Source organism: Margalitia sp. FSL K6-0131 (assembly GCF_038008735.1).
GTDB classification, from domain to species: domain Bacteria; phylum Bacillota; class Bacilli; order Bacillales; family Bacillaceae_C; genus Margalitia; species Margalitia shackletonii.
In genome coordinates, this window is sequence record NZ_JBBOZS010000001.1 from 5,123,925 (window position 1) to 5,148,251 (window position 24,327).

Consider the following 24,327-nt stretch of genomic DNA (forward strand, 5'->3'; position numbering starts at 1 on the left):
TAACTATGCTGAACTAAAAAAACGCTTCGGTATCCACCGAAGCGTTTGACTATAGGCATATGTATAGATAGAAAGAAAAAATCCCCTATCACAATTGCCTCGTAGTCAAGCCATTTACGGTAGCTCGGTAGAAACTCTTGGGCCATATTCCCAACATTATACGACACAATATTAATGATTAATTAGTACATTTGTATCATACCAACGGCTATTCATTCTGTCAATAAAAAATACGAACGTTTTTATATTTTTTTATACTTACGTTCGTATTTATGCTATTTTTGTTAAATTACGTTTTTATTTGTCTTTATTAACGCTGTTTGTTGATCAACAATCGAGTAGGAGGAGGTGACTAACCCCCGACCTCTCACACCACCGTACGTACGGTTCCGTATACGGCGGTTCCATTTATGTCTGACGTAGTTGAGAATATCTCACATAAAGACTCTTCAGCCCTCGCATCTCCCAATAGGAGTTTGTGAGGGTTTTCTGTAGGATTGGGCTTCTGGCTATTCTCCAATATTTCTTTCTAGAGTTTCCCCATTCGTATGCCTTCTCTTTTGGAATCCCTAATCCAATGAGTTTTCTTACTTTGGTTTTTGGTTTCTTCCATTCTTTCCATTGGCACATTCTGAGACGCCTTCTAATCCATTCGTCTAATTCTTTGAAAATAGTGGGTGTATCTGCTAATGCATAATATCCGCACCAGCCAATCAAATATTGATTCAGCTTCTCTATTCTATAATCCATTGGAATTGGTTTTGACCTTGAAGTTAATTCTCGTATCCGTTTCTTGACACGTTGAATACTTTGGTTTGACATCCGCACCTTCGGTTTCTTATGAAATGTGAAGCTAAAACCTAAAAACTTTCTTTTCCAAGGTCTGTCTACAGCTGACTTTTCTCGATTCACCTTTAGTTTTAGAGTAAATTCAATGAAAGTAGTAATCGAGTCCATTACTCGCTCTCCGGCTCTTCTCGATTTTACGTAGATATTACAATCATCTGCGTATCGGACAAACTTGTGCCCTCTCTTTTCTAACTCTTTGTCTAGTTCATCTAGAACGATATTGGAGAGTAAAGGACTTAATGGTCCACCTTGGGGCGTACCCTCCTCGGATTTCGTTATGACTCCATTAATCATAATGCCAGACTGTAGATACTTCCGAATTAGTGATAGGAGCGTTCTGTCTTGAATCCTTTTGGATAGAGTCCGCATTAATCTATCATGATTGACTTTATCAAAGAATTTCTCCAAGTCCATGTCGACTACCCATCGGTATCCCTCTTCGATATATTTCTTCGCTTGTCTAACACCGTCATGACCTCGTTTGTTTGGTCGAAAACCATAGCTCTGTGTTGAAAAAGTCGGGTCGAAGATAGGGGTTAAAATCTGAGTAATCGCCTGTTGGATGAAACGGTCTGTCACGGTTGGGATACCTAATAACCTTACTCCACCGTTCGGTTTTGGGATTTCAACCCGACGGACAGGAGAAGGTTGATAAGTACCCTCCATTAAGGATGTTTTAAGTGTATCCCACGTTTCGAGAATATGTCTTCGTAGGTCTTTTACGGACATATTGTCTACTCCATGACTTCCTTTGTTCTTTTCTACTCGCTTTAATGCCAATAAAAGATTTTCCCGTGACAACATTCGTTCCATTAACATTGAGATTTATCCTTTCTACGTGAACAATACATTCTCATTAAGTGGGTTCTTTACTAAGCCCTCCCGAAGTCCCCCATGGAATTCACCATTTCTTCCTTTCAGGTAGGTTCCGTAAGAATTTTCTGCTTTCATACATAAAGAACCGTTTGCCGAGTGTTTGTTCTCCTAAAATGGTTCAGTCCTTCCTTGATTCTCTCGAGCAAACCAAGTACTACGACTTCGGCTGACTTCTGATTGTTCAGCTATCCATTACTAGATAGGTTACCAAGTGTACTTGGCGTATCAACCAGACCTCCCCGGGTAAGAGTGCAATCTTTCCTTCCATCTATCTGCTTCATTTACTTTGTATCACCTTCGGCAGAAAGGACTTTGTTTTGTATTGCAAACTCATCCAATGATACCTAGCCTTGTATGAAGTTCGTGTTCCTCAGACCGGAAGTTTGCCGCTCGCTTCCTTCAGATTCCGCGTCACCACGGACACCCTTGCGTTAAGCTAACTGCTACTTCTGCCTTCACAGTTCGGGACTTTCACCCTAGAGACTACACCCATGCCGGGCGCACAATAATAATGGGATGGGGGACCAGTCCCCCATCCCATTCAAGGAATTTGATTTATTCCCACTCAATTATATACGGTCACAGAAAACCCTTTGAAATTCTAGTTTTCTCAACTGTTTAAGTTAATTTGGTGGGTTATTCGGTGGGCAAAAACAAATTATCGAGCATTTAGAGAATTAACGCAAACCATATAACAGGCAAAGTCACCAAACCGTTTTCTATCATTTTCTATAGTTCCTAACTTGTCCATCCATTCAGAGTCCCAGCCTTGATTTTTCATATATCTTGCTAGTATTTTCAAAGTTGCCATGAAATCATTATGCTGAATAGTTCTTGCTTCATCAATATTTTTCCTTTCATCAGTTGTTTGAATACTCCAGTTAGCTCGTATATTTGCGTAGTTATTCGCTGCTTTAATAACATCTTCCAAAAGTTCTTGGAAATCTTCATCTTTTGTATTCGCAGTTTGCAAAATCTTTGAATGTATATCAATTGCTTCTTGAAAAGTCAGACTATCATTCATTTTTAAATAATGGTCATAAGTCAACATATAGCTCCCCCATTTCGTTATTCTTTTTTTTGAATAGTATATAGTACAAACCATGCTATTGCATCTTTTTAACAGCTTGATTCCCATTAAATTTGATTTTTGTTCGTTCAGCAGTTTTGATTTCTATGTTTCCAGTCATTGCATCAGCAATTGCAGTATCAGCACCACTCCACATATGAGCGTAGTGTTTTAAAGTAATCTCTGGACTTGAATGCCCCATACGTTGAGATAGAACAAGAACCGAAACGTTGAATTCATTGATAAGATATGAAGCATGGGAGTGTCGCAAGCCTTTTGCTTGTATCTTTTTCACTCCTGCAAATTTTGAATAGCGTTCAATAATTCGAGATATTGTTGATTTAATCATTGGTAGCCCATCATAGCTAAAAACAAAGTCGTTTTCGTTGCCTAATCCTATTTCTGATTGTCTTTTACGCCATCTCGTTAAAATGTTTATAGTATCATCATCAAGGGCAATTATTCTTTTTCCATCTTCCGTTTTAGTATAGGAATTTCTTTTCCAGTCGCTTCTTGATTTTATTACTAACATATGATGAACACGTAAACGTTTCTTTTTAATATCAATATCATTCCAATATAAAGCAGTACCTTCATTTACTCGAATTCCAGTCATGTAATAAACCCATAGCATAACGAAATTCAAATGTTCATAGAGATCACCGATATAAATTTGACTTATCACTTTTTCAAATTCTTGTTTTGTCCAATATGGTACAATCGCCTTTCCTTTATTGATTGCTCTAACTTTTTTCGAAATATTGTATTCTAAATATTGCATTTCTACAGCTTTATCTAAGCTTTTACGAAACGTTCCAAAAACTAGACTAGCATACGATTGAGAATACCCAGCTCCTCCATTTTCTCGACTTGTTAAAAGCCATGTACGAAAATTTTGTACATCCTCAACTGAAATAGAACGAAGGGGGACAGAAGCAAATCTATCCCTTATTTTTTCTAATATTCTTCGCCGAACGGAGAAGGTACTTTCTTCAACATCTGTTTGATAGTAAGGTATATATACATTATTCATAAATTGCTCGTAAGTCATTTTATAGTTAGCGTAACTATTGATTTTATGATATTCTCTTTTTAACCGAGTTAACTCTTTATTAGCTTCAAATGCGGAAGAAAAAGGCTTGCCATTAACGTCTTTTCTTCCTTTTTTTCGTATTCGTTTTCCTGTAATACGGTCAATGCCAAATTCTGATTGATAAAAGAAGTTGCCTTTGTCGTCAACATACACACCAGGATATTTAGTTGTTTGTTGTGTTCTATTTTTCATTGGGAATTAGTCATTTCTAAAATTAGGGAAACTCCTAAAATGGATTCAACCACGTCTCTTGGAACTCTTCCCAATCTTTTGTTGTTATAATAAGGACAACCTTTTTGCACCATAATTGCTTTTGCTTGTCTAATTAGTGAAATAGCTTGATATTTCTTATATCCTAATTTGATTAAATCATCTTTACATATTGTTGTACCCATCACAACAACCCCTTTCCACGCTAATACTCATCTTCGCTCATAAGTTCTAATACTCGTTGCTCGATTAATGTTTGGTCTGATTCAGTGATTTTTTCCTTCCCCATATGTATTAACTCTTTCAAATAAAGCTCTGCATATTTTTCGCCATATACACGCCTAAATGACTCATAAAGCATACTTATTGATTTTACTGTAGAATTTTCAACCCAATTTTTCTTTTTCTTTAAAGTAAGTTTTTCACGTTTAACTTTTAAAGGAATTGCTTCAATACCATCTACAAACTTTTGCCACCATTTCATTGTAGAAAGTCTATCTTTATTATGAAAGTCACTAACACTTTTAGGTTGTGTTTTGAAGCAATAATGAGCTGATAAAATACCTTTAACTATTACATTAAGTGGTTTTCCATTCGATATATTGAGAGCTACTTGCATTGCCTTTTTTCCGGTCAATTCTAGTTCCCATCTGACCCATTTTTCAACATTTACAACTTCATCTGCATTATCTTTTCTTTCCTGTTTTTTATCATAGATTCGTAATATTTGGGGAGATGCACCAATATACAACGTGAATCCCGTCAATTTTCCATCAAGAATTCTACCACTATTTATTTCAATGAATTTGTGACTTTTCGTGCTTAACTGTCCACGTTTTACATAATCCTGTAACACTTTTACAGATGGAGTAGCATCATCAAAAATATCTAAAGCTAGGTCAATTCTTGATACTTTACCTTGCTTTTCTAAGATAAAAGAAATGAATTTATGCCAGTGCCAACCATCAACCCTAGACATATATTCTTCATATTGTCTGCATGCTTGCCCAGCCATATCTATAAGAACGCTATTATGACTTTTTGAGGAATGAAGCTTTATATTTGCAAAACTAATACATATATCATAAGTGGGGTAAGGGGAACCCTTGATCTCCGAAGAAAATTCGGAGATAGGGATTCCTAAAATTCCATCAGCGATTGTCGGAAATTCACTATTTGGAATCGAACAACGAAAGTAATCAATTAGGCAATGATTACTTTGCTCTTGGCTCATCTGCTTCACCGATAGTATAACTATCAGCTTCTATCTTGATGTCTGAATACTGCCATGTATCAATCATTGGCTTACCTTGTCCCACGAATGTCTTCTTTTGGACTTTTTTAGGCTTAATTTTAAGTCCTGTAAAAGATATAGGAATGAATTCACCATCTTCAAAACTATCAAAAATAGGAAGACTATCCTGTTTCTCAACGACTACCGTAATAGGCGAGCCTATTTCAGTACCACCATTTTGTAAGACAAGTTCAATAAACGGTCTATCATAAACTTTAAAAGTTAATGCATATTTACCTGTTTCAACAAGCTCACCATTTAGATTTTTCTCTTTTTCGATTCGTGCAGCAAAGCCATCTTTTTGCACTAACATTGCTGTAGGAACTTTGAATTGCTTAATATCAAAATGAAAATCTCCTAACTCGATATTTTCTGAATCGTTTAAAGAATGTAGTTTAGTAGATTTTAAAATAAGTTTTGTCATAAATTTACCACCTTTAAATTTTTATTATTTTAAATCCCGAAACCCGGGGATTTAAAAACGTGTTTCGTGCTTAGAGCGACAATAAATCTACCGTTCTTTAATGAGGGAGAATCACCAGTGTTACCCACTGGTTGCTAAGCAAATTTTTGCGTTGGGCAAAGAACGCCCACCGTTGCGTAACTTTTCACGAGCGTTTCTTGACACTCCGTTTGTCGACTATCGTCGCCACCGAAACACTCGCAAAAAGTTACGCTCATTTCGGGGAGGAGTTGTTGCATGAAAATACTCTACTTGCTGTTATCTGCATATATTGAGTAACTAAAGTCAATACAATCATCCATTTCCTTCCCAGCTGGCCAATGTAACCTTTGATATTCTCTACCTCCATCAATAGCAATAGCACCACATACACAGCGTTGAAAATCATGGGTATACTTCGATTCGATAATACTTCCGCATTTTTTGCACTTTACCTTATTCACAATTACCTTCATGCTTACCCTCCTTGCATTAAATTTTCTATCTCCGCTATGAAATCAAAATCCTTGTGAATATAAGGCGTTTCGAAATATACAGGGGCGGTGTGTTTTCCGTCTATTTGAATATACCCTCCACCTTTTTCTGTAACGGTCTTATATTCAACATTATTAGTATCAAATATCATATTATAGCCAATGGAGTCCATAGCTCCCAAACCTGCTTTAAAACCCATCTGTGCCCTAATATTTGTAGGGAGGTCATCTGCTGATGGTCTTTGCATTAGTATTTCAATTGTCACTCCTGCGGCACGGCCTTTCATAACTAGAACAAATACATAATCTAAGGCTTCCTTCGCTACCTTCTTATCTACTGAGTGTATGAACGCTGAGAACTCGTCGAAAATTATTATGACCGGCGGAAGACCAAAATCTCGATAAGTTTTCCCAAAGGCTGATACATCATTAAAATAATCTGTGTACCTTTGCTCCATCAATTCAACAGTTTCCCTAAGAATTCGACATATTTGGTTAGCTTCTGTTGCAACTTTATTTTCAAAACCAGTAACAAACCGCAATAGACTCAAATCAGCTTTTTTCGGGTCTATGATTCGCAAGTCAGCTTGTGGAGATAACTTTAAATAATTTACAATTTTACCTAGTATAAAGAAGGACTTACCCGAACCAGTCCCCCCAACAATTAGAGAATGGGGGACTTTATGAAGTTCATAAGATATATTCCCAGTGATTTTTATTTCATCTGAACCATTCACATTACTAACCGTTGAATTTAGATTTATACGTTCATCTTTGTGTTTTAAAAAGATATATTCAGCAAAATTTACCGTCGTATTAGTAGATTCCAATTCCATTCCTAAACTTGATTCTAAGTTTTCTCCTAGTTTAGTAGCTTCTTTTGTAAAGCGATCACCGTCTCTCATTATTCTCACATTAACGTATTTTTCCGTTTCTTTGTAATAAATACGTATAACCCTCACAATACGTTTTTCTCTAACAGCTTTACCTTCGCTAATAATTTCAAAGTATTCTTCATCATATAATTTAAGAGTGTCTATCATATAAGCTAGATTATTAGCAATCCCTGACTTATGGCCCTTAACATAGTTCAGATAAAATCTAATACTTTTATAAACTACAAAGCCCCAAAAAATAATCATTATTAAACTTACTAGCCAGTTAAAGCTTATCGAACGATAAATGATAGGAATATTAACAGATAACGATGGAATAACACTCTCCACCCATGCAATTACAAAAAGCAACATAAAAATGAATAACACAAGAAAATATTTTAATAATTTATTTTTCTTTCGTGGGAAAACAACATGATGCCAATCACCCTTTCCTCTATTGAGCATATTCTTAAGTGCCTCTAGATTCATGGATTGCTAACCCCCTTTCAAATCCTATTGTTTAATATTTACTCGACTCTCTATTAATTTTAAAAGCCCTAGATGAATTAGCTTGCCAATTAGAACTAGAAGAATTGCTGATATTAATCCGCCCCAAAAAACGTATGAAACTTCAAAACTGTAATCCTTAAATCCTTGACCAAAGGTATCAAACTCTATCCAACCTTTGCGAATGTTGGGGTTCCAAGTCTCTTCATAATATCTACCGAAATCGTTAACACCCGATAACCAATTAGCAAGTAATATATAAGTTATGGTAAATGGTAGAAGAGTTATAGCAGTTTCAAAAATGAATTTGTTTACCACTTTGACTTTATTTTTCATTTTTCCCTCCAGTATTTTAATAGGGAGCAACTTAATTAGCTACTCTCTATTACAGGTATTCTAATTCAAACCTTCCTCCAAATTTTCTACTGAATTTCTTGTTTTTTTTCTTTGTTTTCATTTAGAAGAAATCGTCTATCAAATAAACCCTCAATATAATTTACCTTTTTGTTTAATTCCGATGTTATTGCCTCAGCTTGCTCCTTAGTACAGTCATATCGGCTTGTAGTAAGATTGGCGATTAAATCCAATTCAATCAATGTTCTGTCTACCCTTTTCAATGCTAATTTTTGAAATTTTTCTTTTTTCGACATGATGATTTTTTCCTCACTCTCATTTTTTTCTTCTTTTATTTTGTTTTTTAAATAATCTTTCCACATACAAATCAGGCTCCTTCTATTTTTTATATGAAAGGTAGAAAAGAAACTCTCTTCTACCTTTATATCCCTTATTTAAGAGGTACGAATTAATCCTTGAGGCGTTTTATCGAAACAGATACCTCCAAATTCACTACAATCAGGCTGACGTTCATTGTAAACATATACGATTGGATTTTTGTCATCCAAACACTCCCTATCAAACTCCCATTCCTCCTCATCAGGAGAAACGTAAAAAATACATAATCCACCATGATTAATCCCGAAATAAGGTAAATAATTTTTCATCGCTGTTAGAGCTTGTCCGGGAATGTCATCGACTTTGTATTCAACAATCTTGGGTACTTGACCGATGTATTCTACATTAAATACTTCACTTACAAAAATTACATCATTTGAATTTTTCACTTTTTCTATTACGTCTTTATCCATACCTAATTTTTCAAGACGATATATCGCTTCTTCTTTCATCTTTGCCGAAAATTTCTTGTTATTTGTTTTCATCAATCTGCCCCCTTAAATTAATCATCAATCTGAATTTCTCCATTAGGGCCTACAGTATAATCACCGTTTCCGATAGCTACAGACTCCATATACTCATCTAAATACTCAATGACTTCAAGTTGTTCCTCATCTGACAAATTTTCAAACTCTTCTTCAAGCATTTCAGTTAATACCTCCCTATCAATTCAAATCACGCAAACAAACACCAAATTGCGTTAAAATAATATTATCACCATAATTTCACCAAGTCAACACCAAAAAATCATATATTCGCGTGATTTTTTGGTGAGTTACTATTTAATTAAATATTTGAACTCGAAAAAGGCAAAATAAAAAGGCTAATCTAAAATGATTAACCTTTGTTTTAGTATTTATTTTTCTTCTTTATCCTTCTTTTCCATTAGTTCAACTTGATTTTTTAGTGCATATCCAATAGCAAAACCTTGAGTTACTTTTCCTCCTCCAGATTCTTCACTAATCAATTTTTGCAACTTTGTTAAGTTCTCTTTTGCTTCAATAGATAACGTAATTGTCATTCTCATAAAATTGCCTCCTATAAATAAACATCCTATTACGTGTCATTTTACCACCGATATGGTGATTTCACAATTTAATAGAAGAATCATTGAATGCACCCTTATCAATTAACCCCCCAAGATGTATTTCTTGGGGGGGCTTTTGGTGGTGAATACTATCATAAATCAAGAATTTAAAACATTTAACAAGTTGAAAAACGCTTTAAGATAGGTTTCACAAATATTATTAATTTAATATCTTATTCCCACTCAATAGTTGCTGGTGGCTTGCTTGTAATGTCATACACGACACGGTTGACATGTGCTACTTCGTTGACAATTCTAGTAGAGATAACTTCTAGAACATCCCACGGAATTCTTGCCCAATCAGATGTCATACCATCAATAGATGTTACGGCACGTATACCTACTGTGTAATCATAGGTACGGGCATCTCCCATTACACCAACACTTCTAATATCAGGAAGCACGGTGAAGTATTGCCAGATTTCACGATCAAGTCCAGCTTTTTTAATCTCTTCTCGTAAAATATAATCTGATTCCCGAACGATCTCTAATTTATCTTCAGAGATGGCACCAAGAACACGAATACCTAATCCCGGTCCAGGGAATGGCTGTCTCCACACAATTTCATCTGGAATTCCAAGTTCCGTACCTAAAGCTCTTACTTCATCCTTGAACAAAGTATTTAACGGCTCAATTAATGTGAATTGCATGTCTTCTGGTAATCCACCGACATTATGATGTGACTTAATTGTTTGTGCAGTTGCCGTACCGCTTTCGATAATGTCTGTATAAAGAGTACCCTGAGCCAGAAAATCAATGCCTTCAAGCTTTGTAGCCTCGTCATCAAATACATAGATGAATTCATTTCCGATAATTTTACGTTTTTTCTCAGGATCTGAAACTCCCTCAAGCTTGTTTAAGAACCGATCTTTCGCATCTACTTTGATGACATTCATATGGAAACCTTCCGCAAATGTCTTCATGACACTTTCTGCTTCTCCTTTACGAAGCAATCCGTGATCAACAAAGATACATGTTAATTGATCCCCAATTGCTTTGTGAATTAACACAGCTACAACAGAGGAATCAACACCGCCGCTTAAAGCACAAAGAACTTTTTTGTTCCCTACCGTTTCACGGATTTTTTGCATTTCTAGCTCTATGAAATTTTCCATAGACCAATTTGCTTCGCATTCACACACATGGAATACGAAATTCTTTAGCATGTCGTTTCCATAAACAGAATGCTGTACTTCTGGGTGGAATTGAACGGCATATAGGTTTCTGGATGGATCACTCATTGATGCAATAGGACATGAAGAACTAGTTGCATTTACAGTAAACCCATCAGGTGTTGCTGTTACTAAATCACCATGGCTCATCCATACTACTTGCTCATCTGGTAGATTTTCGAAAAGCTTCGATGGTGATTTGATTTCAATTTTAGCTTTTCCGTATTCACGGTGCTGCGCAGGCTCTACTTTTCCGCCAAAATGTTGGGTCATCAATTGCATCCCGTAACAAATACCTAAAACCGGAATACCTAAATCGAAAATAGCTTCATCACAGTGGAATGCATTTTCATCATAAACACTGTTAGGGCCACCTGAAAAAATAATCCCTTTTGGATTCATTGCTTTAATTTGATCTGCAGTTAATGTATGAGGATGAAGCTCACTATATACACCGAACTCACGAATTCTTCTTGTGATTAATTGATTGTATTGACTACCAAAATCTAACACAACGATCATTTCTTGATTTTGCATGCTTACATTTTCTGTCATTGGACATCCTCCATTATTAGAAAATAAAAAAAACTAGAATTCCCGCCTTAAATAACAATAGAAGGCAGAATTCTAGTTTTTGTAAAATAGCAAAAAAACACTAAGGTTGTATGCAAATTGCAACTCCCTTAACACAAAAACGGTAGAATAAAACTGCCTTCATAGTAAATCATTTACGGTGATTTGTAGAGACTTTTGAACCATATTTTCAAAATTATATGAAGTGCAACCTATATTTTGTACCATTGTATACTTGATTGTGGTTTGGGTCAACCGCTTGTTTTTTTAATTAAATTTTCCCATAATTCGCGCGTCTCTTCCCACTTGACGCCTGTCTTTCGTCCTCTATAGATAATCCTTTCATAATGCTCCGTTAGTTGTTTCATTGCATTTGTTTCAAAGAAAGTATCTACGTACTTGGCAAACTCCCTTAATGTTTGACCGTTTTGTTTTCGAATTCCGTATCTTTCTAATTGTTTCAATAGCGATAGGTATGCCTTAGAAAAAGTATCCGGATCGTTCTTTCTACGATAATGATACACCAAATAAAATGGCAACCATTTCCCGCGTTTCCAATAGATAAACCAAACTGCTGAAAGAATTACCAATAGAATGATTGCAAATCGCAACCAATGCAGCTTCATATAATTCCAAACTTTGTTCCACTCCGCTTTAAGTGAAAACTTTTCCGTTGTCGATGTATTTTGCTGTGTAGCTTGCTCAGTTGGTTTCTTCTGCGGCTGGTTCTTTTTCATTTCATCATCAGGAGATGTAGAATTTACAGCTTTGTTACTTTCATCATCCTTGAAAATAGCATTATTGGAGAACCCAACGGTTGGTTCAAAAGGTACCCAACCCACATTTGGAAACAGAACCTCTACCCATGAATGGGCATTATTATTCGTGATATCGTACAGTTTATACGTATCATCTACTGTATCCACATAGTTTCCGCCAGAATATCCTTTTACCCATCGTGAAGGAATCCCTACCGACCTTAATAAGGCAACCATCGAAGTAGAAAAATTATCGCAATAACCTCTTTTGGTTTCAAATAAAAATTGGTCTACGTAATCCTGGTTCTTCTTTGGAACAGCAACATTTTTTTGGTCGTAGACGAAGCCATTCATTTGGAAATATTTTTCAATTGCTTTTGCCTTATCATATTCATTCGTTTTACCCGCTGTAATTTTTTCTGCCAAATCTCGTACTCGCTGCGGTAATGTATCTGGCAGCTGTAAAGAATCACTTGGGTACGCAAATCCATGTTGCGGCGGTTTTTTTAATTCTTTAACGCTATACTGTGGGGCAATATATACAGTTGTATAATCATTTAGCTCCTTATTAGGACTCTCACTAAAAACCTCCACCTTATCAGTTGCAATATTAGCGATAAATTTCTCCAGTCCACTCTTCCCAACTATCTTTAAAAGTCCGTATGGATATACAACAGTATAATTATTCCTATTAAAATGGATAACAGCCTTTTCCTCTTTTACACCTTCTACCATGTTGTTAGTGACAGAAGTACTTGCAAGGGATCCCGAAGAAAAAACATTGGTAGAAACATTCTCAGTATTAATCCATCCCTTTCCTGTATACGTATCCCTTGTCTCCACTCGCCAATATTGTCTTGATGGAGCCTTTACTCTAAAAACAACCGTGTTATCCCCCTTAAATGGTCCGCCTAAATGGGAATCATCCGAACGATATCCTACCGTCCCCCTTCCACCAGAACCTCTGCCATTTTGTTTATCCTTTCCTACATGCGCCTTAATATAAGGCACCGGGTCCGGCCAAATAGCATTTGCTTTCGGAGCTACCAACGCAAAAAGAGTACATCCGCAAATGATGATGGCCAGTGGTACTGTCCACCTTATCCAATTGTTTTTTGAAATTGCCAGTCGGTTTTGCTCGGCTAGCCTTTTAAAGGAAAGAACCCCGAGTAAAGCAAAGCCAATAAATATCGTACGTACGATTGGCCACTCTCCGTGGTAAGGTGTAAATGTATCTAATACGGTGATATACATAACGGTCATTAAAAAGAAAATAAAGACATTTCTTCTAACCGTAAGCCAATATTTTAAAAGGTAGGTAATAAGCCAAAGCAAAATAAAAAATAAAAGACTGCGGAACTCTCCTGATAAAAGATCCCAATGGCCGGCAAATAATCTTTTAAGATTATGAAATAGGTTTCCAAAGAAATCGAATATCCAGGTTAATTCAAGCAAATGCTGGTGATAAAACAAATGGTGAAGAGAAAATAAGATAAAGATAACCTTAAGAACAATATCAATGCCTTTTCTTATATTAATAATATACAATGCAAAGGACATTAGAATAAACAGAACGAATAAATAGGAATTACCGGTATCCGTTATGCTCTCTAAAGGTCTGATCCACTCCCATAAGAGAAAGAAACTAAAGATGTATAAAATGATGATAAAACTTTTATTATCTCGTTTCGTTTGTCTCATCTTTGCTTCACCCCCAATAAGGCGGAGCGAAAACCTTCTTCATATAGAAAACGAACATATGTCCCGTTTCTTAAGGCCTGCTCATTTAATGCATTTTCTTCATTTGTAATTCTGTCTCCCGTCTCTTTAATAACAAAAATAACAACTGCACCTGTGTTTCTTGTAAACATGTGTGCACTATCAACTAATGGCTGGGAAAGCGCGGAAGTAACAATCATGATAGATGCTGCTTGTTGATAGAATACCTTATCACCGGAAAGAATAGCATGAACAGGTACTCCACTATCAGGCTGTACCTTTGCTAAATGGTAAAAAAGCTGGTGCTGATGTTCCTCCCCACCCCGAATAGGAAAAATGGAATGGTCCTTACCGACAGAATAAAGGCCGATTTGTCCTCCATGCCTAATGATGGTCCTAATAAGAGAAGCCGAAAACTTAACCATTGATTCGAAGCCCTTTGACGGTATCCGATCTAAAATAACGGAAATGTCATGGGACTGGCGTTCCTCAAATTCCTTCGTTTGCATTTCATTCTTTTTGGCAGTGGATTTCCAGTCAATCCAAGTAAAGCGATCACCGGGCTGATATTCTCTCACACCTGTTACCATTGTTGAATCATTTTGAAGTCTAATCTGAGATGCAGAAGCACCTTGTTCATAGCGACTTTCAATAGATCTATAAATCATATCTATGTAAGATGGATAAACAAGAATAGTTTTGGAATCGGATATAACTTGGTCTTTCAAGAAAAGTCCTAGAAAATCCCCGCTTTTTAACGTAATATCCCTAAAAAAGTGTTCACCTCTTTGCAAGTTAGCAACCGTATAAACCACACTAATTCTTCTCTTAAACCATGGATAAAGGATTAATTCCTCTCCTTTATCTACGAAACTAGTATCATTTCGAATAATAAGAAAGAATAGTGGAAACGGAAACTTTCTTTCAAGCGAAATCGTAATTTTTAACTCATCACCAACACTATAACTATCGCCATTAAAGGTTCTTTCTACCTTAAAGTCACTCAATGGATAAAATGCTACGAGCAATGCGTATAAAGCAAACGGTGTAAAGCTATAGAATAAAAACCAGCTTACAAAGCCCCCCTGGAACATTGCATAAGAAAAGACAATTCCCAGCGTTAAAAAAAGGAGTACTATTTTCATCCATGTTTTCATTTTCCATTTCTTTTTCATTTACTTCACTACCTTTTGCACGGGTACACGGATATATCGGATTACTTCATGCACAATATCCTCTGGTGACTGACCTCCATATTTCACTTCAGATTTCAATATAATTCGGTGCGAAAATACATACGGCGCTAAATATTGAACATCATCAGGTATGACAAAATCCCTTCCATGTAAAAAGGCATAGGCCTGTGCCGCTTTCATTAATGCAATCGAACCACGCGGGCTTACCCCTAGATACACATTTCCATGAATCCTGGTTTGATGTGCAATACTAACAATATATTGTTTTAAACTATGATCTACATAAACTTCCTTTACTTCATTTTGCAATTCTCGTAATTCATGAAGGGTAATAACCGATTCCAGGCTTTCAATTGGTGCTTGTTTTTCCGCTCTACTTAATATCTCAACCTCTTCAGCTACTTCCGGATAACCCATCTTCATTTTTAATAAAAAGCGATCCAGCTGTGCTTCAGGCAAGGGGTAAGTACCCTCATATTCAATAGGATTTTGTGTAGCCATAACAAAAAACGGCTTATCCAGATAGCGTGTAACACCATCCACAGTAACACTGCTTTCTTCCATCCCCTCTAAAAGAGCAGATTGTGTCTTAGGAGATGTACGATTAATCTCATCTGCCAGAATAATATTTCCCATAATTGGTCCCGGTCTAAATTGAAACTCTAAATCTTTCGGATTAAATATGGAAACACCGATTACATCGGACGGTAATAAATCTGGTGTAAATTGAATTCTCTTAAAAGACGCATTTACTGATTTTGCTAAAGCACGAACCATCATTGTTTTTCCGACTCCCGGAACATCTTCCAGAAGAACATGCCCTTCTGCCAGCAAAGCAACTAGGCTGAGCTCTGCAACATTTGTTTTTCCTATCATTACTTTTTCAATATTGCTCAACACTTGTTTAAGCTTAGGATGTATATGATTTGCAGTCATTTTTTACCTCCTGGGTCTGTGAGAAATGTGAAATACTTTGGAAAATTCCTAATATTTACGTTCTACTTATAGCATACTATGAAATGCCTAGGAGAAAAAGCGGTAAAATGGAATTCTATTAAGAAAAGTGGAAGCGCCTTGCTCATCGGCGTACGGGTTTCGTAGTCTTCGACTGAGATATAGGAAACACAGAGAGGTAGTTCACGAGCTATTGAAATTGCACTTCAAAGTTCACCTGATGTTGACTTATCGTAGGGAGGAGACGGAGAAATCCGCTAGCCGATAGGCGCTGGTGAAATTTGAAGTGCCAATTTCACTTGGAGCTAGACAGAGACTACCTTAGTAAAACAAAAGAGAGAGTTCATGAGAACTCCCTCCGTCATCTTACTTCCAAAAGTCATCATATACCGTTATCGGTAAATGGCGTTTATGCTCCGATTTTTTATAAAGAGCTTCAATCGTTTCCTGTGTTTGTTTGGAAACCTCTTTTCCCTCTAAATAATCATCAATATCATCATAGGAAACACCGAGTGCACTTTCATCCGGTAATTGCGGGCGTTCATCTTCAAGGTCTGCAGTCGGAGTTTTTAAGTATAAATGCTCCGGACAGCCTAATTCTTTTAATAACATTTTTCCCTGGCGCTTATTTAGACGGAAGATCGGTATAAGATCTGCTCCGCCATCACCGTATTTTGTATAAAAACCAGTAATCGATTCTGCTGAATGATCGGTTCCAAGCACCACGCAGTTTTCCATCGCAGCAATGCCGTACTGCACGACCATCCGCTCGCGAGCTTTTACATTTCCTTTTTCAAAATCCGAAAGCACGATTCCTGCTTCTTTTAACGATGCTGCCATGGCATCCACTGCTGGTTTAATATTCACCGTAACATCCTTGTCCGGCTGAATAAATTGAATGGCATCTTCTACATCACTTGCATCTTTTTGTACCCCGTAAGGAAGACGTACAGCAATAAATTTATACTCTTGATTGCCTGTCTCTTCTTTCAGCTCATTAATTGCAAGCTGGGCAAGTTTTCCTGTCAATGTTGAGTCTTGCCCACCCGACTGGCCAAGTACAAAGCCCTTAATAAACGGATATTTTTTTAAATAATCTTTCAAAAAGTCGACGCTGATGCGTATTTCCTCTTGTGGATTAATAGTTGGCTTTACTTTCATTTCCTCTAAGATTTGGTTTCGCAGATCTTTCATTAAAAAAAACCTCCCGGTGCTTCGAATTTATTCCGATAAGCTTTTTACATGCTGCTTAACTTCTTCAATATTTTTAATTTTATTATCCCAGCATTTCTGACTCAAGTCCACCGGATATTCATGAGGATTTAAAGATCGTTTATATTCTTCCCAAAGAAATGCCAAGCTTTCTCGTGAATACCCTTGGATTTCGTGAAGGGATGGCAATTTATACACGAATTCTCCATTAACAAATATGTCATGAAGTAAATTCCTAGCCTCAAAATGTGTAACTACTTTGCTGATATACGTATGAACAGGATGAAACATTTTTAATTCTTTTTGTGACTGAACATCCTCGTCCCGCATCGCAATATAATCGCCTTCAGACTTATTAGTTTCCATATTAATAATCCTGTACACGTTTTTTAACCCAGGAGTGGTTACCTTATGGGCGTTACTCGAAATCTTAATGGTATCCTGCATATTCCCATTTTCGTCTTCAATTGAGACCATTTTATAGACAGCCCCTAATGCCGGCTGGTCATAGGCAGTAATTAGTTTGGTTCCAACTCCCCAAACATCTATTTTTGCCCCTTGTGATTTTAAATGTAAAATTGTATATTCGTCCAGGTCACTAGAAGCCACAATTTTTGCATTTGGGAAGCCAGCTTTATCCAGCATTTTTCTAGCTGCCTTTGATAAAAATGCCATATCTCCACTGTCTAAACGAATACCAATGAAATTAATTTTATTTCCGAATTCCTTTGCCACTTTAATGGCACTAGGAACACCAGATTTCAACGTATCATACGTATCCACAAGAAATACACAGTCACGGTGACTTTCTGCGTATTTTTTAAAAGCCGTATAATCGTCACGGTATGCTTGGACCATGGCATGTGCATGTGTCCCCGAGACAGGAATTCCAAACCGCTTTCCTGCCCTCACATTACTGGTAGCATCAAAGCCTCCAATAAATGCTGCCCTTGTCCCCCAAATAGCAGCATCCAGTTCGTGTGCACGTCTTGAACCGAATTCCATGACTGTTTCATCACCAACGACATGCTTAATTCTGGATGCTTTCGTGGCAATTAATGTTTGGAAATTCACAATGTTAAGCAAAGCAGTTTCCACAATCTGCGCCTGAGCAAGGGGTGCTTCCACCTGAATCATCGGCTCATTTCCAAATACTATCTCACCTTCATGCATAGCACGCACGGTCCCCGTAAAACGAAGATTGCTTAAGTATTGTAAAAATTCCTCTTCGTACCCTAACTCATTGCGCAAATATTGAATATCTTCTTTGGAAAATCGAAAATCTCTTAAATATTCCGTAATTCTTTCCAGCCCTGCAAAAATGGCATACCCATTATCAAATGGAAGCTTTCGAAAAAACACTTCGAAAACTGCCTTTCTTTCATGTATTCCATCCTGCCAATAGGTTTTGGCCATATTAATTTGATATAAATCTGTATGAAGGTTTAAGCTATCATCATTATAGAGCCGAACCATCAAACCCCACTCCTTATTTTGCTAAGGCGCCTTTTGAATATAATAAGAAAATCTATGTTTTTTATCATATAAATTATTTCATAAGATTAATCTTTGTCTAGCGAATGCACTTTTCTTATTTATTTAAAGGACTTTAGCTCCTAATGTGTTTTTAAAATGTTCAAGTGCCCATTCATGGCCGATTGCGTTAAAGCTTGCTACAGCACCTGAATGGATTACTAGCCGGAAGCCTTTATTGTAAGCATCTACAGCTGTGTGAAGGATACAAATATCCGTACATACCCCGCATAAATGCAGTTCTTCTATGCCACGTTCTCGTAATTTTATTTCTAAATCCGTTCCAGCAAAAGCACTATATCTCGTTTTATCCATATAGTGCACATTCTCATTATTTTTATGTTGATTGTATATAGTTTGTAAGGACCCATAAAAATCACGGCCACTTGTTCCCTCTATATTATGCGGTGGAAAAAGTTTTGTCTCCGGGTGAAGGGTATCCCCTTCCTTATGGCAATCAACAGCAAACACAACATATTCATTCTGCTCAAGAAACTCCTGCGTCAATTTCACAATTTCTTTTTCTATATCCTGTCCTGGTTTTCCGCATGTAAGTTTCCCTGCATCTGCAACAAAATCATATGTATAGTCAATATTGATAAGCGCCCTTTTGAACATATTCTCCAGACCCCCAAACGGATTAATAAGAACTTGCACTACCATTTTACACTATATGATGAAAAGAACAAATGTGAAAGTGCTTTGTCCAACTGCTTACAGATTTTGTAGTTACAGGCTAGATTGAGGAGACACAGTGAGGCATTTGAGGCGCTGGAGCTAGAAGTTTTTCAAAGCTGCCCACAGCGAAGCTTTATAACCTAATAAACTTTAGGAAAGAGTCATTAACCCAGCCTATAAAAATGTTAATAATATCCGAAATTACTGACAACATAAGAAAAGCGGAAGTGCCTTGCTCATCGGCGTACGGATTTCGTAGTCTTCGACTGAGATAAAGGAAACACAGTGAGGTAGTTCACGAACTGATGTTGACTTATCGTAGGGAGGAGACGGAGAAATCCGCTAGCCGATAGGCACTGGAGCTAAACAGTGTTAAATCTTGTTAAATAATGTATATGGCAAAAACTTAATACTTTCTCTTAACTGTAAGGAATTTCCCCTTTTCAATAGTTACATTTGGGTTTATGATAGAAAATGATTGTTTGCATAAATATTCAGCACTTATATTATTTAATCATCTCAGGGGGGTGTGGATGTTGAGTTATCAACCCACCAATCAAAAATCTAGTGCTCAACAAAATGAACTAAAACGTGGCCTAAAAACAAGGCATTTAACAATGATTTCCCTTGGTGGTTCCATCGGTACAGGATTATTTTTAGGAAGTGGATCCGCCATTTACTCCGCTGGACCCTGTGGTGCATTGTTAGCATATATTATTATCGGTGTCATGGTTTATTTTATTATGACTGGTCTCGCAGAACTTGCAGCATTCATGCCGACAAGCGGGGCATTCAGCACTTACGCTACCAAATTTATCGATCCAGCATTAGGATTTGCATTAGGATGGAATTACTGGTATAGCTGGGCAATTACTCTTGCTGCTGAATTATCGGCTTCCACACTTGTAATGAAATTCTGGTTTCCAAATAGCCCATCATGGTTATGGAGCGGAATTTTCATTATTATCATTTTTGGGTTAAATATTTTATCCGTAAAAGGTTATGGAGAAGGAGAATACTGGTTCTCTTTTATTAAAGTAGCAACGATAATTATCTTTATTGTTGTAGGTCTTTTGATGATTTTCGGCATTATGAATGGTGGACATGCTATTGGATTTAAGAACTTTACAGTAAAGGACGCACCATTCCATGGTGGATTTTTAGCAGTACTGGGAGTTTTCCTAACAGCAGGATTCTCCTTCCAAGGTACGGAAATCATTGGAGTTGCGGCTGGGGAAAGTGAAAATCCTAGCGTAAGTGTTCCAAAGGCTACGCGCAGTATTTTCTGGCGCATTCTATTATTTTATGTACTAGCGATATTTGTTATCGGGCTTATTATTCCTTACACTACAGCAAGTTTGCAAAGTGATAATATCATGGTAAGTCCATTTACTTTAGTATTTAAAAAAGCAGGCCTAGCATTTGCAGCCTCTGTTATGAATGCGGTCATTTTAACAGCCGTATTATCAGCTGGAAACTCCAGCCTTTATGCATCTACCCGAATTTTGTATGCAATGGCTCGCGAAGGTCAAGCCCCTCGCTTCTTAGGTAAGTTAAATAAACGAGGAATTCCCGTTCCGGCACTTATCATTACAACAATCGTGGGAATGCTCGCTTTTCTTGCTTCGATTTATGGTGACGGCGCCATTTATATGTGGCTCCTGAATGCAGCAGGTGTAACAGGATTTATTTTCTGGCTAGGAATTGCCGTCAGTCATTATCGATTTAGGAAGGCTTTCGTAGCACAAGGCCATTCATTAGATGAGCTGCCATATCGTGCGAAGCTCTACCCATTCGGACCAATTTTTGCTTTTATTGTGTGTTTAATTGTCGTTCTAGCCCAAGACTACCAAGCATTTTTGGGTAATAAAATCGATTGGATGGGTGCCGTTGCAGCTTATCTTGGTATTCCATTATTTTTAGTAATGTGGTTCGGCTATAAATTTATAAAGAAAACAAAGGTCGTTCCTTTGGAGAAATGTGAATTTGAGATAAACAAGTAGTTATTAGAGAAGAGCATGGGGTTGCTCTTCTTTTTTATGTGATCAAGGCATTTTTCGCTTTTCGTATTGTCTAGCTACAGCGCCTATCGACTAGCAAACTTCCGGTCTCCTCCCTACATAAGTCAACATCAGCTCCTGAACTACCTCGCTGTGTTTCCTTTATCTCAGTCGAAGCCCTACAGTTTGTACGTCGATGGACAGGCGCTTTCGCTTTTCGTATTTGTGAACATTTTGTTTCTCATTAAATTATCATTTTCCTTTCATGAAACTTTAGGATTCACGTATTATGATGTATTTAGTCTTACAGACAAGCAGCAGCAAAATACTAACTAGACTCTTCCCCCCAAAAAAGATGTCTAGTACCTCCTTTATTGTGCCGGCCGTGTGCCGGTTTTTTCTTTATTTTTAAATTGGCGGGATTATTAAGGATTCTCGCGGGATTAATCGAGAATTTGGCCGAATTAATTCAAATTTTCGCGGGATTGTTGAGGAAATTGGCGGGATTATCTTTAAATTCTTCGAAAAAAGAGCAAAGTATGGAGGTTCCCATTTTGAACAGAATAAAAGCGGTTTAACCCCTTAATTTTGGACACTTACTTTGGAATTCTCTGTTTTTCTTAGTTTTCCATTTTATCTACCGCGCTATCGCTTGGTGGCCTGTAGATTTTAGGTAAAAGGGCTCCTTTTACCTAAAATCTACAGGATATAGGGTTTTACATGGCTAACCTAACTGGTTCTAGGGTTTTATTTTGCCACTTTTCGTAGTACTCCTTTGGTGTATTATCTTTTAGCCCACCGTGGAACCGTTCTTCATTATAGAATTTGATGTATTCATCAACCGTTTTATATGCTTGCTCAAAAGTTACAAACTCGTTTGGCTGGTAACACTCTCTTTCTAGTACACTATGAAAAGACTCTATATATGCGTTCATATTAGGTGATTTGGGTGGAATTCGTTCATGAAAAACCTTTTGATTCTCACAAAAATCTCTAAAATGTGTACTACAAAATTGAGGGCCATTATCCGTTCGAATGATTAAAGCTTTTTCATCGTCGGAGTCAGGTATATGAACTCCACGCTTTAACATCGCCTTTTGAAGCATTTTCGTAATATCCTTTGCTTCACAATGAGTCCCTTTAAAATAACCAACAATGGAACGATCAAAAACATCTATGGCACTGGCAAGAAAGAAAAAACGTCGTGAAGTTGTCACGTAACCATATTTAATATCTAGCTGCCAGAGCTGATTTGGTCCTGTAACCACTCTGTTTTTCGCTAGTTTTCTTGGAATCTTCCCCTTTTTCTCCCGTTGAGGCACCAGGATATCCAATTCCTTGCATAGGCGATAAACCTTTTTCTTATTAATGATTAATTTGTATTTCTTTCTTAAACTTCGAGTAAGCTTTCTGTAGCCATAGACGCATTCTTTCCTCTCCATCAATTTCATCAGATAGCCTTTTATCTTTTTGTCGCTCACTTTTTTGTTCGATTGCGTACGGGAAAATCCAGGTACAGGTCGTCCACCTTTTATTTTTTTCATTCCTTTAGGATGAGAGAGACGGTAGTAATAGGTAGAACGGTGAACAGAGGCAATCTTAAGGACCCGTTTAGCTGGGAATCCCTCCTGAATCCATTCGTGAGCTAATTCTACTCTCTCGGAAAGTTCGGAAACTTTTTTTTTAACATGTCACGAAGCATCGCCACTTCCAGCTCTTTTTCCCCTAACAATTTCATTGCTTGATCATATTTTTTTTGAAGGTCATTATTAGAAGGTGAAGAAGAGAGAGGATTAACCCCCTCCTGTTCCATTTCAGCCTCCACCTCACTCCTATATAGATTCACCCAAGCTTTTAGAGTAGATTGACTTACACCAGTTTTACGTGCTACAAATGCCATATTTCCAGATTCTAAAGCCATGCGTACATAATTTTTCTTTACTTCTTCTATCGGCCCTCTTCTTTTACTCATTTTATACGCCCCCTCGGATATATTTATTGTAATATCTTACGAAGTAGGTGTCCAAACGAGTTAGGGGGCTAAATAGAAAGTATTAAAATATAAGCGTATATTACAAGAATCAGTTTAAATTTTAATACCTCCACCAATCTAAATTCAATTAACTCCCTTATGTTTATTATCTCCTTGACTCAATTCCTCGACTCTTGCCGGGCGGATTAACATGATCGGGCATATAAATAAAAACATTAATGAAAATAGATACAAAATAATCGCAATCGGAAATGCATCCGGTACTTCGGCTCCTAATGTAATGCGATATACAATAGCCCCTAAACCAATAATGGCGCCGCATACTGCATATATAATCAGTCCAAATTTTGATCCAGGCTTTATAAAACCTAGCGCAACATTTTCAGCAATACGATAAGATACTATTCCTAAAAAGATTAGAACCACTATCTCTATCCAAAAGAAGATGCTTCCATAAAATATCCTTAGAATGGGTTCTACAAAAAAGATCGCCATCTCTATCATCATGACAAATGATAATAAAGAAAAGTAACGCTTGCTAGCGTGCTTATGTCTCCCTAAAAAGACGAGAAACATAGGCACTGCCAGCAATGCAAGGATTTCATTCAATATCGCTAATGGGCATGACTCTTTTGGAACAAAGCTTGTTATAAACCCAAGAAAGGCCAACAATATATAAGTTTGGATAACCCTGCTCTTTTTGAAATTAACAATTTGTTGATAAGCCGCCAAATAGACCACCTAACTTTTTAAATGTTGATGAAAATCCTTTGCTTATTTTACTGCCAATTTGTTTTGCCTTTTCATAGCCTTTCTTCGCACCAGAGGCAATCCCATCATATCCATATTTTACTCCGTCTCTGACCGCTCCTTTTATTTTTCTTCCTGTAGCGGTACCACTTATTAAATAGGTTACTATTTTTCCCTGTAACTCCATATCTGGAATTACCTTTATAATTAAACCCGAAGCCGGCATATCCTGCAGCTCCCGCTTGTGCTACTTTATCT

Annotated in this window: 25 protein-coding genes and 2 riboswitches; of the genes, 1 reads left to right on the plus strand and 24 read right to left on the minus strand. The window is 37.0% G+C overall.

Features of this window, described 5'->3' with window-relative positions:
* Positions 1 to 82: 82 nt before the first annotated feature.
* A riboswitch (purine riboswitch) is annotated at positions 83 to 184 on the minus strand.
* 224 nt (positions 185 to 408) lie between these two features.
* The 20 genes from ltrA to NSQ59_RS25115 all read right to left on the minus strand — a co-directional run bounded on the left by ltrA (position 409) and on the right by NSQ59_RS25115 (position 19,266).
* Entirely contained in the window at positions 409 to 1,668 is a 1,260-nt protein-coding gene (ltrA, locus tag NSQ59_RS25020; protein WP_055737770.1) for a group II intron reverse transcriptase/maturase, read from the minus strand.
* A gap of 715 nt (positions 1,669 to 2,383) precedes the next feature.
* Positions 2,384 to 2,776, minus strand: a complete 393-nt coding sequence (locus NSQ59_RS25025) for a hypothetical protein (protein ID WP_340832977.1) — start codon at positions 2,774 to 2,776, stop codon at positions 2,384 to 2,386.
* 55 nt (positions 2,777 to 2,831) lie between these two features.
* Positions 2,832 to 4,079, minus strand: coding sequence for a tyrosine-type recombinase/integrase (locus NSQ59_RS25030; protein WP_340832978.1), 1,248 nt, complete (start codon positions 4,077 to 4,079; stop codon positions 2,832 to 2,834).
* Positions 4,076 to 4,282: a DUF3173 domain-containing protein gene (locus NSQ59_RS25035; protein ID WP_340832980.1), complete on the minus strand. Its 207-nt coding sequence runs from the start codon at positions 4,280 to 4,282 to the stop codon at positions 4,076 to 4,078. The genes NSQ59_RS25030 and NSQ59_RS25035 overlap by 4 nt, the downstream gene beginning before the upstream one ends.
* 20 nt (positions 4,283 to 4,302) lie before the next feature.
* On the minus strand, positions 4,303 to 5,331 hold the full coding sequence (locus tag NSQ59_RS25040) for a replication initiation factor domain-containing protein (protein WP_340832981.1): 1,029 nt from the start codon (positions 5,329 to 5,331) through the stop codon (positions 4,303 to 4,305).
* The gene (locus NSQ59_RS25045) at positions 5,312 to 5,815 is read right to left on the minus strand and encodes a peptidase (protein WP_340832982.1); all 504 of its coding nucleotides are present in this window, start codon (positions 5,813 to 5,815) and stop codon (positions 5,312 to 5,314) included. The genes NSQ59_RS25040 and NSQ59_RS25045 overlap by 20 nt, the downstream gene beginning before the upstream one ends.
* 287 nt (positions 5,816 to 6,102) lie before the next feature.
* Positions 6,103 to 6,309: a DUF7695 domain-containing protein gene (locus tag NSQ59_RS25050; RefSeq protein WP_340832983.1), complete on the minus strand. Its 207-nt coding sequence runs from the start codon at positions 6,307 to 6,309 to the stop codon at positions 6,103 to 6,105.
* A gap of 2 nt (positions 6,310 to 6,311) precedes the next feature.
* A complete protein-coding gene (locus tag NSQ59_RS25055; protein ID WP_340832984.1) occupies positions 6,312 to 7,694 on the minus strand; it encodes an FtsK/SpoIIIE domain-containing protein in 1,383 nt (460 codons plus the stop codon).
* 24 nt (positions 7,695 to 7,718) lie between these two features.
* The gene (locus NSQ59_RS25060; RefSeq protein WP_340832985.1) at positions 7,719 to 8,048 is read right to left on the minus strand and encodes a hypothetical protein; all 330 of its coding nucleotides are present in this window, start codon (positions 8,046 to 8,048) and stop codon (positions 7,719 to 7,721) included.
* Positions 8,049 to 8,134: 86 nt separating this feature from the next.
* Entirely contained in the window at positions 8,135 to 8,428 is a 294-nt protein-coding gene (locus NSQ59_RS25065) for a hypothetical protein (protein ID WP_340832986.1), read from the minus strand.
* Positions 8,429 to 8,500: 72 nt separating this feature from the next.
* Entirely contained in the window at positions 8,501 to 8,929 is a 429-nt protein-coding gene (locus tag NSQ59_RS25070) for a hypothetical protein (RefSeq protein ID WP_340832988.1), read from the minus strand.
* 17 nt (positions 8,930 to 8,946) lie between these two features.
* Positions 8,947 to 9,090, minus strand: coding sequence for a hypothetical protein (locus NSQ59_RS25075; protein WP_340832989.1), 144 nt, complete (start codon positions 9,088 to 9,090; stop codon positions 8,947 to 8,949).
* 210 nt (positions 9,091 to 9,300) lie between these two features.
* Positions 9,301 to 9,471: a hypothetical protein gene (locus tag NSQ59_RS25080; RefSeq protein WP_340832990.1), complete on the minus strand. Its 171-nt coding sequence runs from the start codon at positions 9,469 to 9,471 to the stop codon at positions 9,301 to 9,303.
* 233 nt (positions 9,472 to 9,704) lie between these two features.
* Entirely contained in the window at positions 9,705 to 11,258 is a 1,554-nt protein-coding gene (gene guaA, locus NSQ59_RS25085; RefSeq protein WP_340832991.1) for a glutamine-hydrolyzing GMP synthase, read from the minus strand.
* A 142-nt stretch (positions 11,259 to 11,400) separates the two neighbouring features.
* Positions 11,401 to 11,500, minus strand: a riboswitch (purine riboswitch).
* Between the two features lie 27 nt (positions 11,501 to 11,527).
* Positions 11,528 to 13,735: a transglutaminase TgpA family protein gene (locus NSQ59_RS25090; protein ID WP_340832992.1), complete on the minus strand. Its 2,208-nt coding sequence runs from the start codon at positions 13,733 to 13,735 to the stop codon at positions 11,528 to 11,530.
* Positions 13,732 to 14,928, minus strand: a complete 1,197-nt coding sequence (locus NSQ59_RS25095) for a DUF58 domain-containing protein (protein ID WP_126648739.1) — start codon at positions 14,926 to 14,928, stop codon at positions 13,732 to 13,734. Before NSQ59_RS25095 ends, NSQ59_RS25090 begins: the two co-directional genes overlap by 4 nt.
* Positions 14,929 to 15,885, minus strand: a complete 957-nt coding sequence (locus NSQ59_RS25100) for an AAA family ATPase (protein WP_055741298.1) — start codon at positions 15,883 to 15,885, stop codon at positions 14,929 to 14,931. It abuts the gene before it with no gap.
* Positions 15,886 to 16,269: 384 nt separating this feature from the next.
* Positions 16,270 to 17,097, minus strand: a complete 828-nt coding sequence (nadE, locus tag NSQ59_RS25105; RefSeq protein ID WP_126648738.1) for an ammonia-dependent NAD(+) synthetase — start codon at positions 17,095 to 17,097, stop codon at positions 16,270 to 16,272.
* A gap of 27 nt (positions 17,098 to 17,124) precedes the next feature.
* Positions 17,125 to 18,591, minus strand: coding sequence for a nicotinate phosphoribosyltransferase (locus tag NSQ59_RS25110; RefSeq protein ID WP_340832993.1), 1,467 nt, complete (start codon positions 18,589 to 18,591; stop codon positions 17,125 to 17,127).
* Positions 18,592 to 18,714: 123 nt separating this feature from the next.
* The gene (locus NSQ59_RS25115) at positions 18,715 to 19,266 is read right to left on the minus strand and encodes a cysteine hydrolase family protein (RefSeq protein ID WP_055741301.1); all 552 of its coding nucleotides are present in this window, start codon (positions 19,264 to 19,266) and stop codon (positions 18,715 to 18,717) included.
* A 593-nt stretch (positions 19,267 to 19,859) separates the two neighbouring features.
* On the opposite strand from NSQ59_RS25115, the gene NSQ59_RS25120 reads away from it, so the two are divergent.
* Positions 19,860 to 21,329 carry an amino acid permease gene (locus NSQ59_RS25120; protein ID WP_340832994.1) on the plus strand — a complete coding sequence of 490 codons (1,470 nt, stop codon included), beginning with the start codon at positions 19,860 to 19,862 and terminating at the stop codon, positions 21,327 to 21,329.
* Between the two features lie 713 nt (positions 21,330 to 22,042).
* Here NSQ59_RS25120 and NSQ59_RS25125 read toward each other — a convergent pair.
* The 4 genes from NSQ59_RS25125 to NSQ59_RS25140 all read right to left on the minus strand — a co-directional run bounded on the left by NSQ59_RS25125 (position 22,043) and on the right by NSQ59_RS25140 (position 24,295).
* Positions 22,043 to 22,960 carry an IS3 family transposase gene (locus tag NSQ59_RS25125; protein ID WP_152982338.1) on the minus strand — a complete coding sequence of 306 codons (918 nt, stop codon included), beginning with the start codon at positions 22,958 to 22,960 and terminating at the stop codon, positions 22,043 to 22,045.
* Positions 22,961 to 22,977: 17 nt separating this feature from the next.
* The gene (locus NSQ59_RS25130) at positions 22,978 to 23,298 is read right to left on the minus strand and encodes a transposase (RefSeq protein WP_055738127.1); all 321 of its coding nucleotides are present in this window, start codon (positions 23,296 to 23,298) and stop codon (positions 22,978 to 22,980) included.
* A 144-nt stretch (positions 23,299 to 23,442) separates the two neighbouring features.
* A complete protein-coding gene (locus NSQ59_RS25135) occupies positions 23,443 to 24,051 on the minus strand; it encodes a hypothetical protein (protein ID WP_340832995.1) in 609 nt (202 codons plus the stop codon).
* A complete protein-coding gene (locus NSQ59_RS25140; protein ID WP_055741304.1) occupies positions 24,026 to 24,295 on the minus strand; it encodes a hypothetical protein in 270 nt (89 codons plus the stop codon). Before NSQ59_RS25140 ends, NSQ59_RS25135 begins: the two co-directional genes overlap by 26 nt.
* Positions 24,296 to 24,327: the final 32 nt, after the last annotated feature.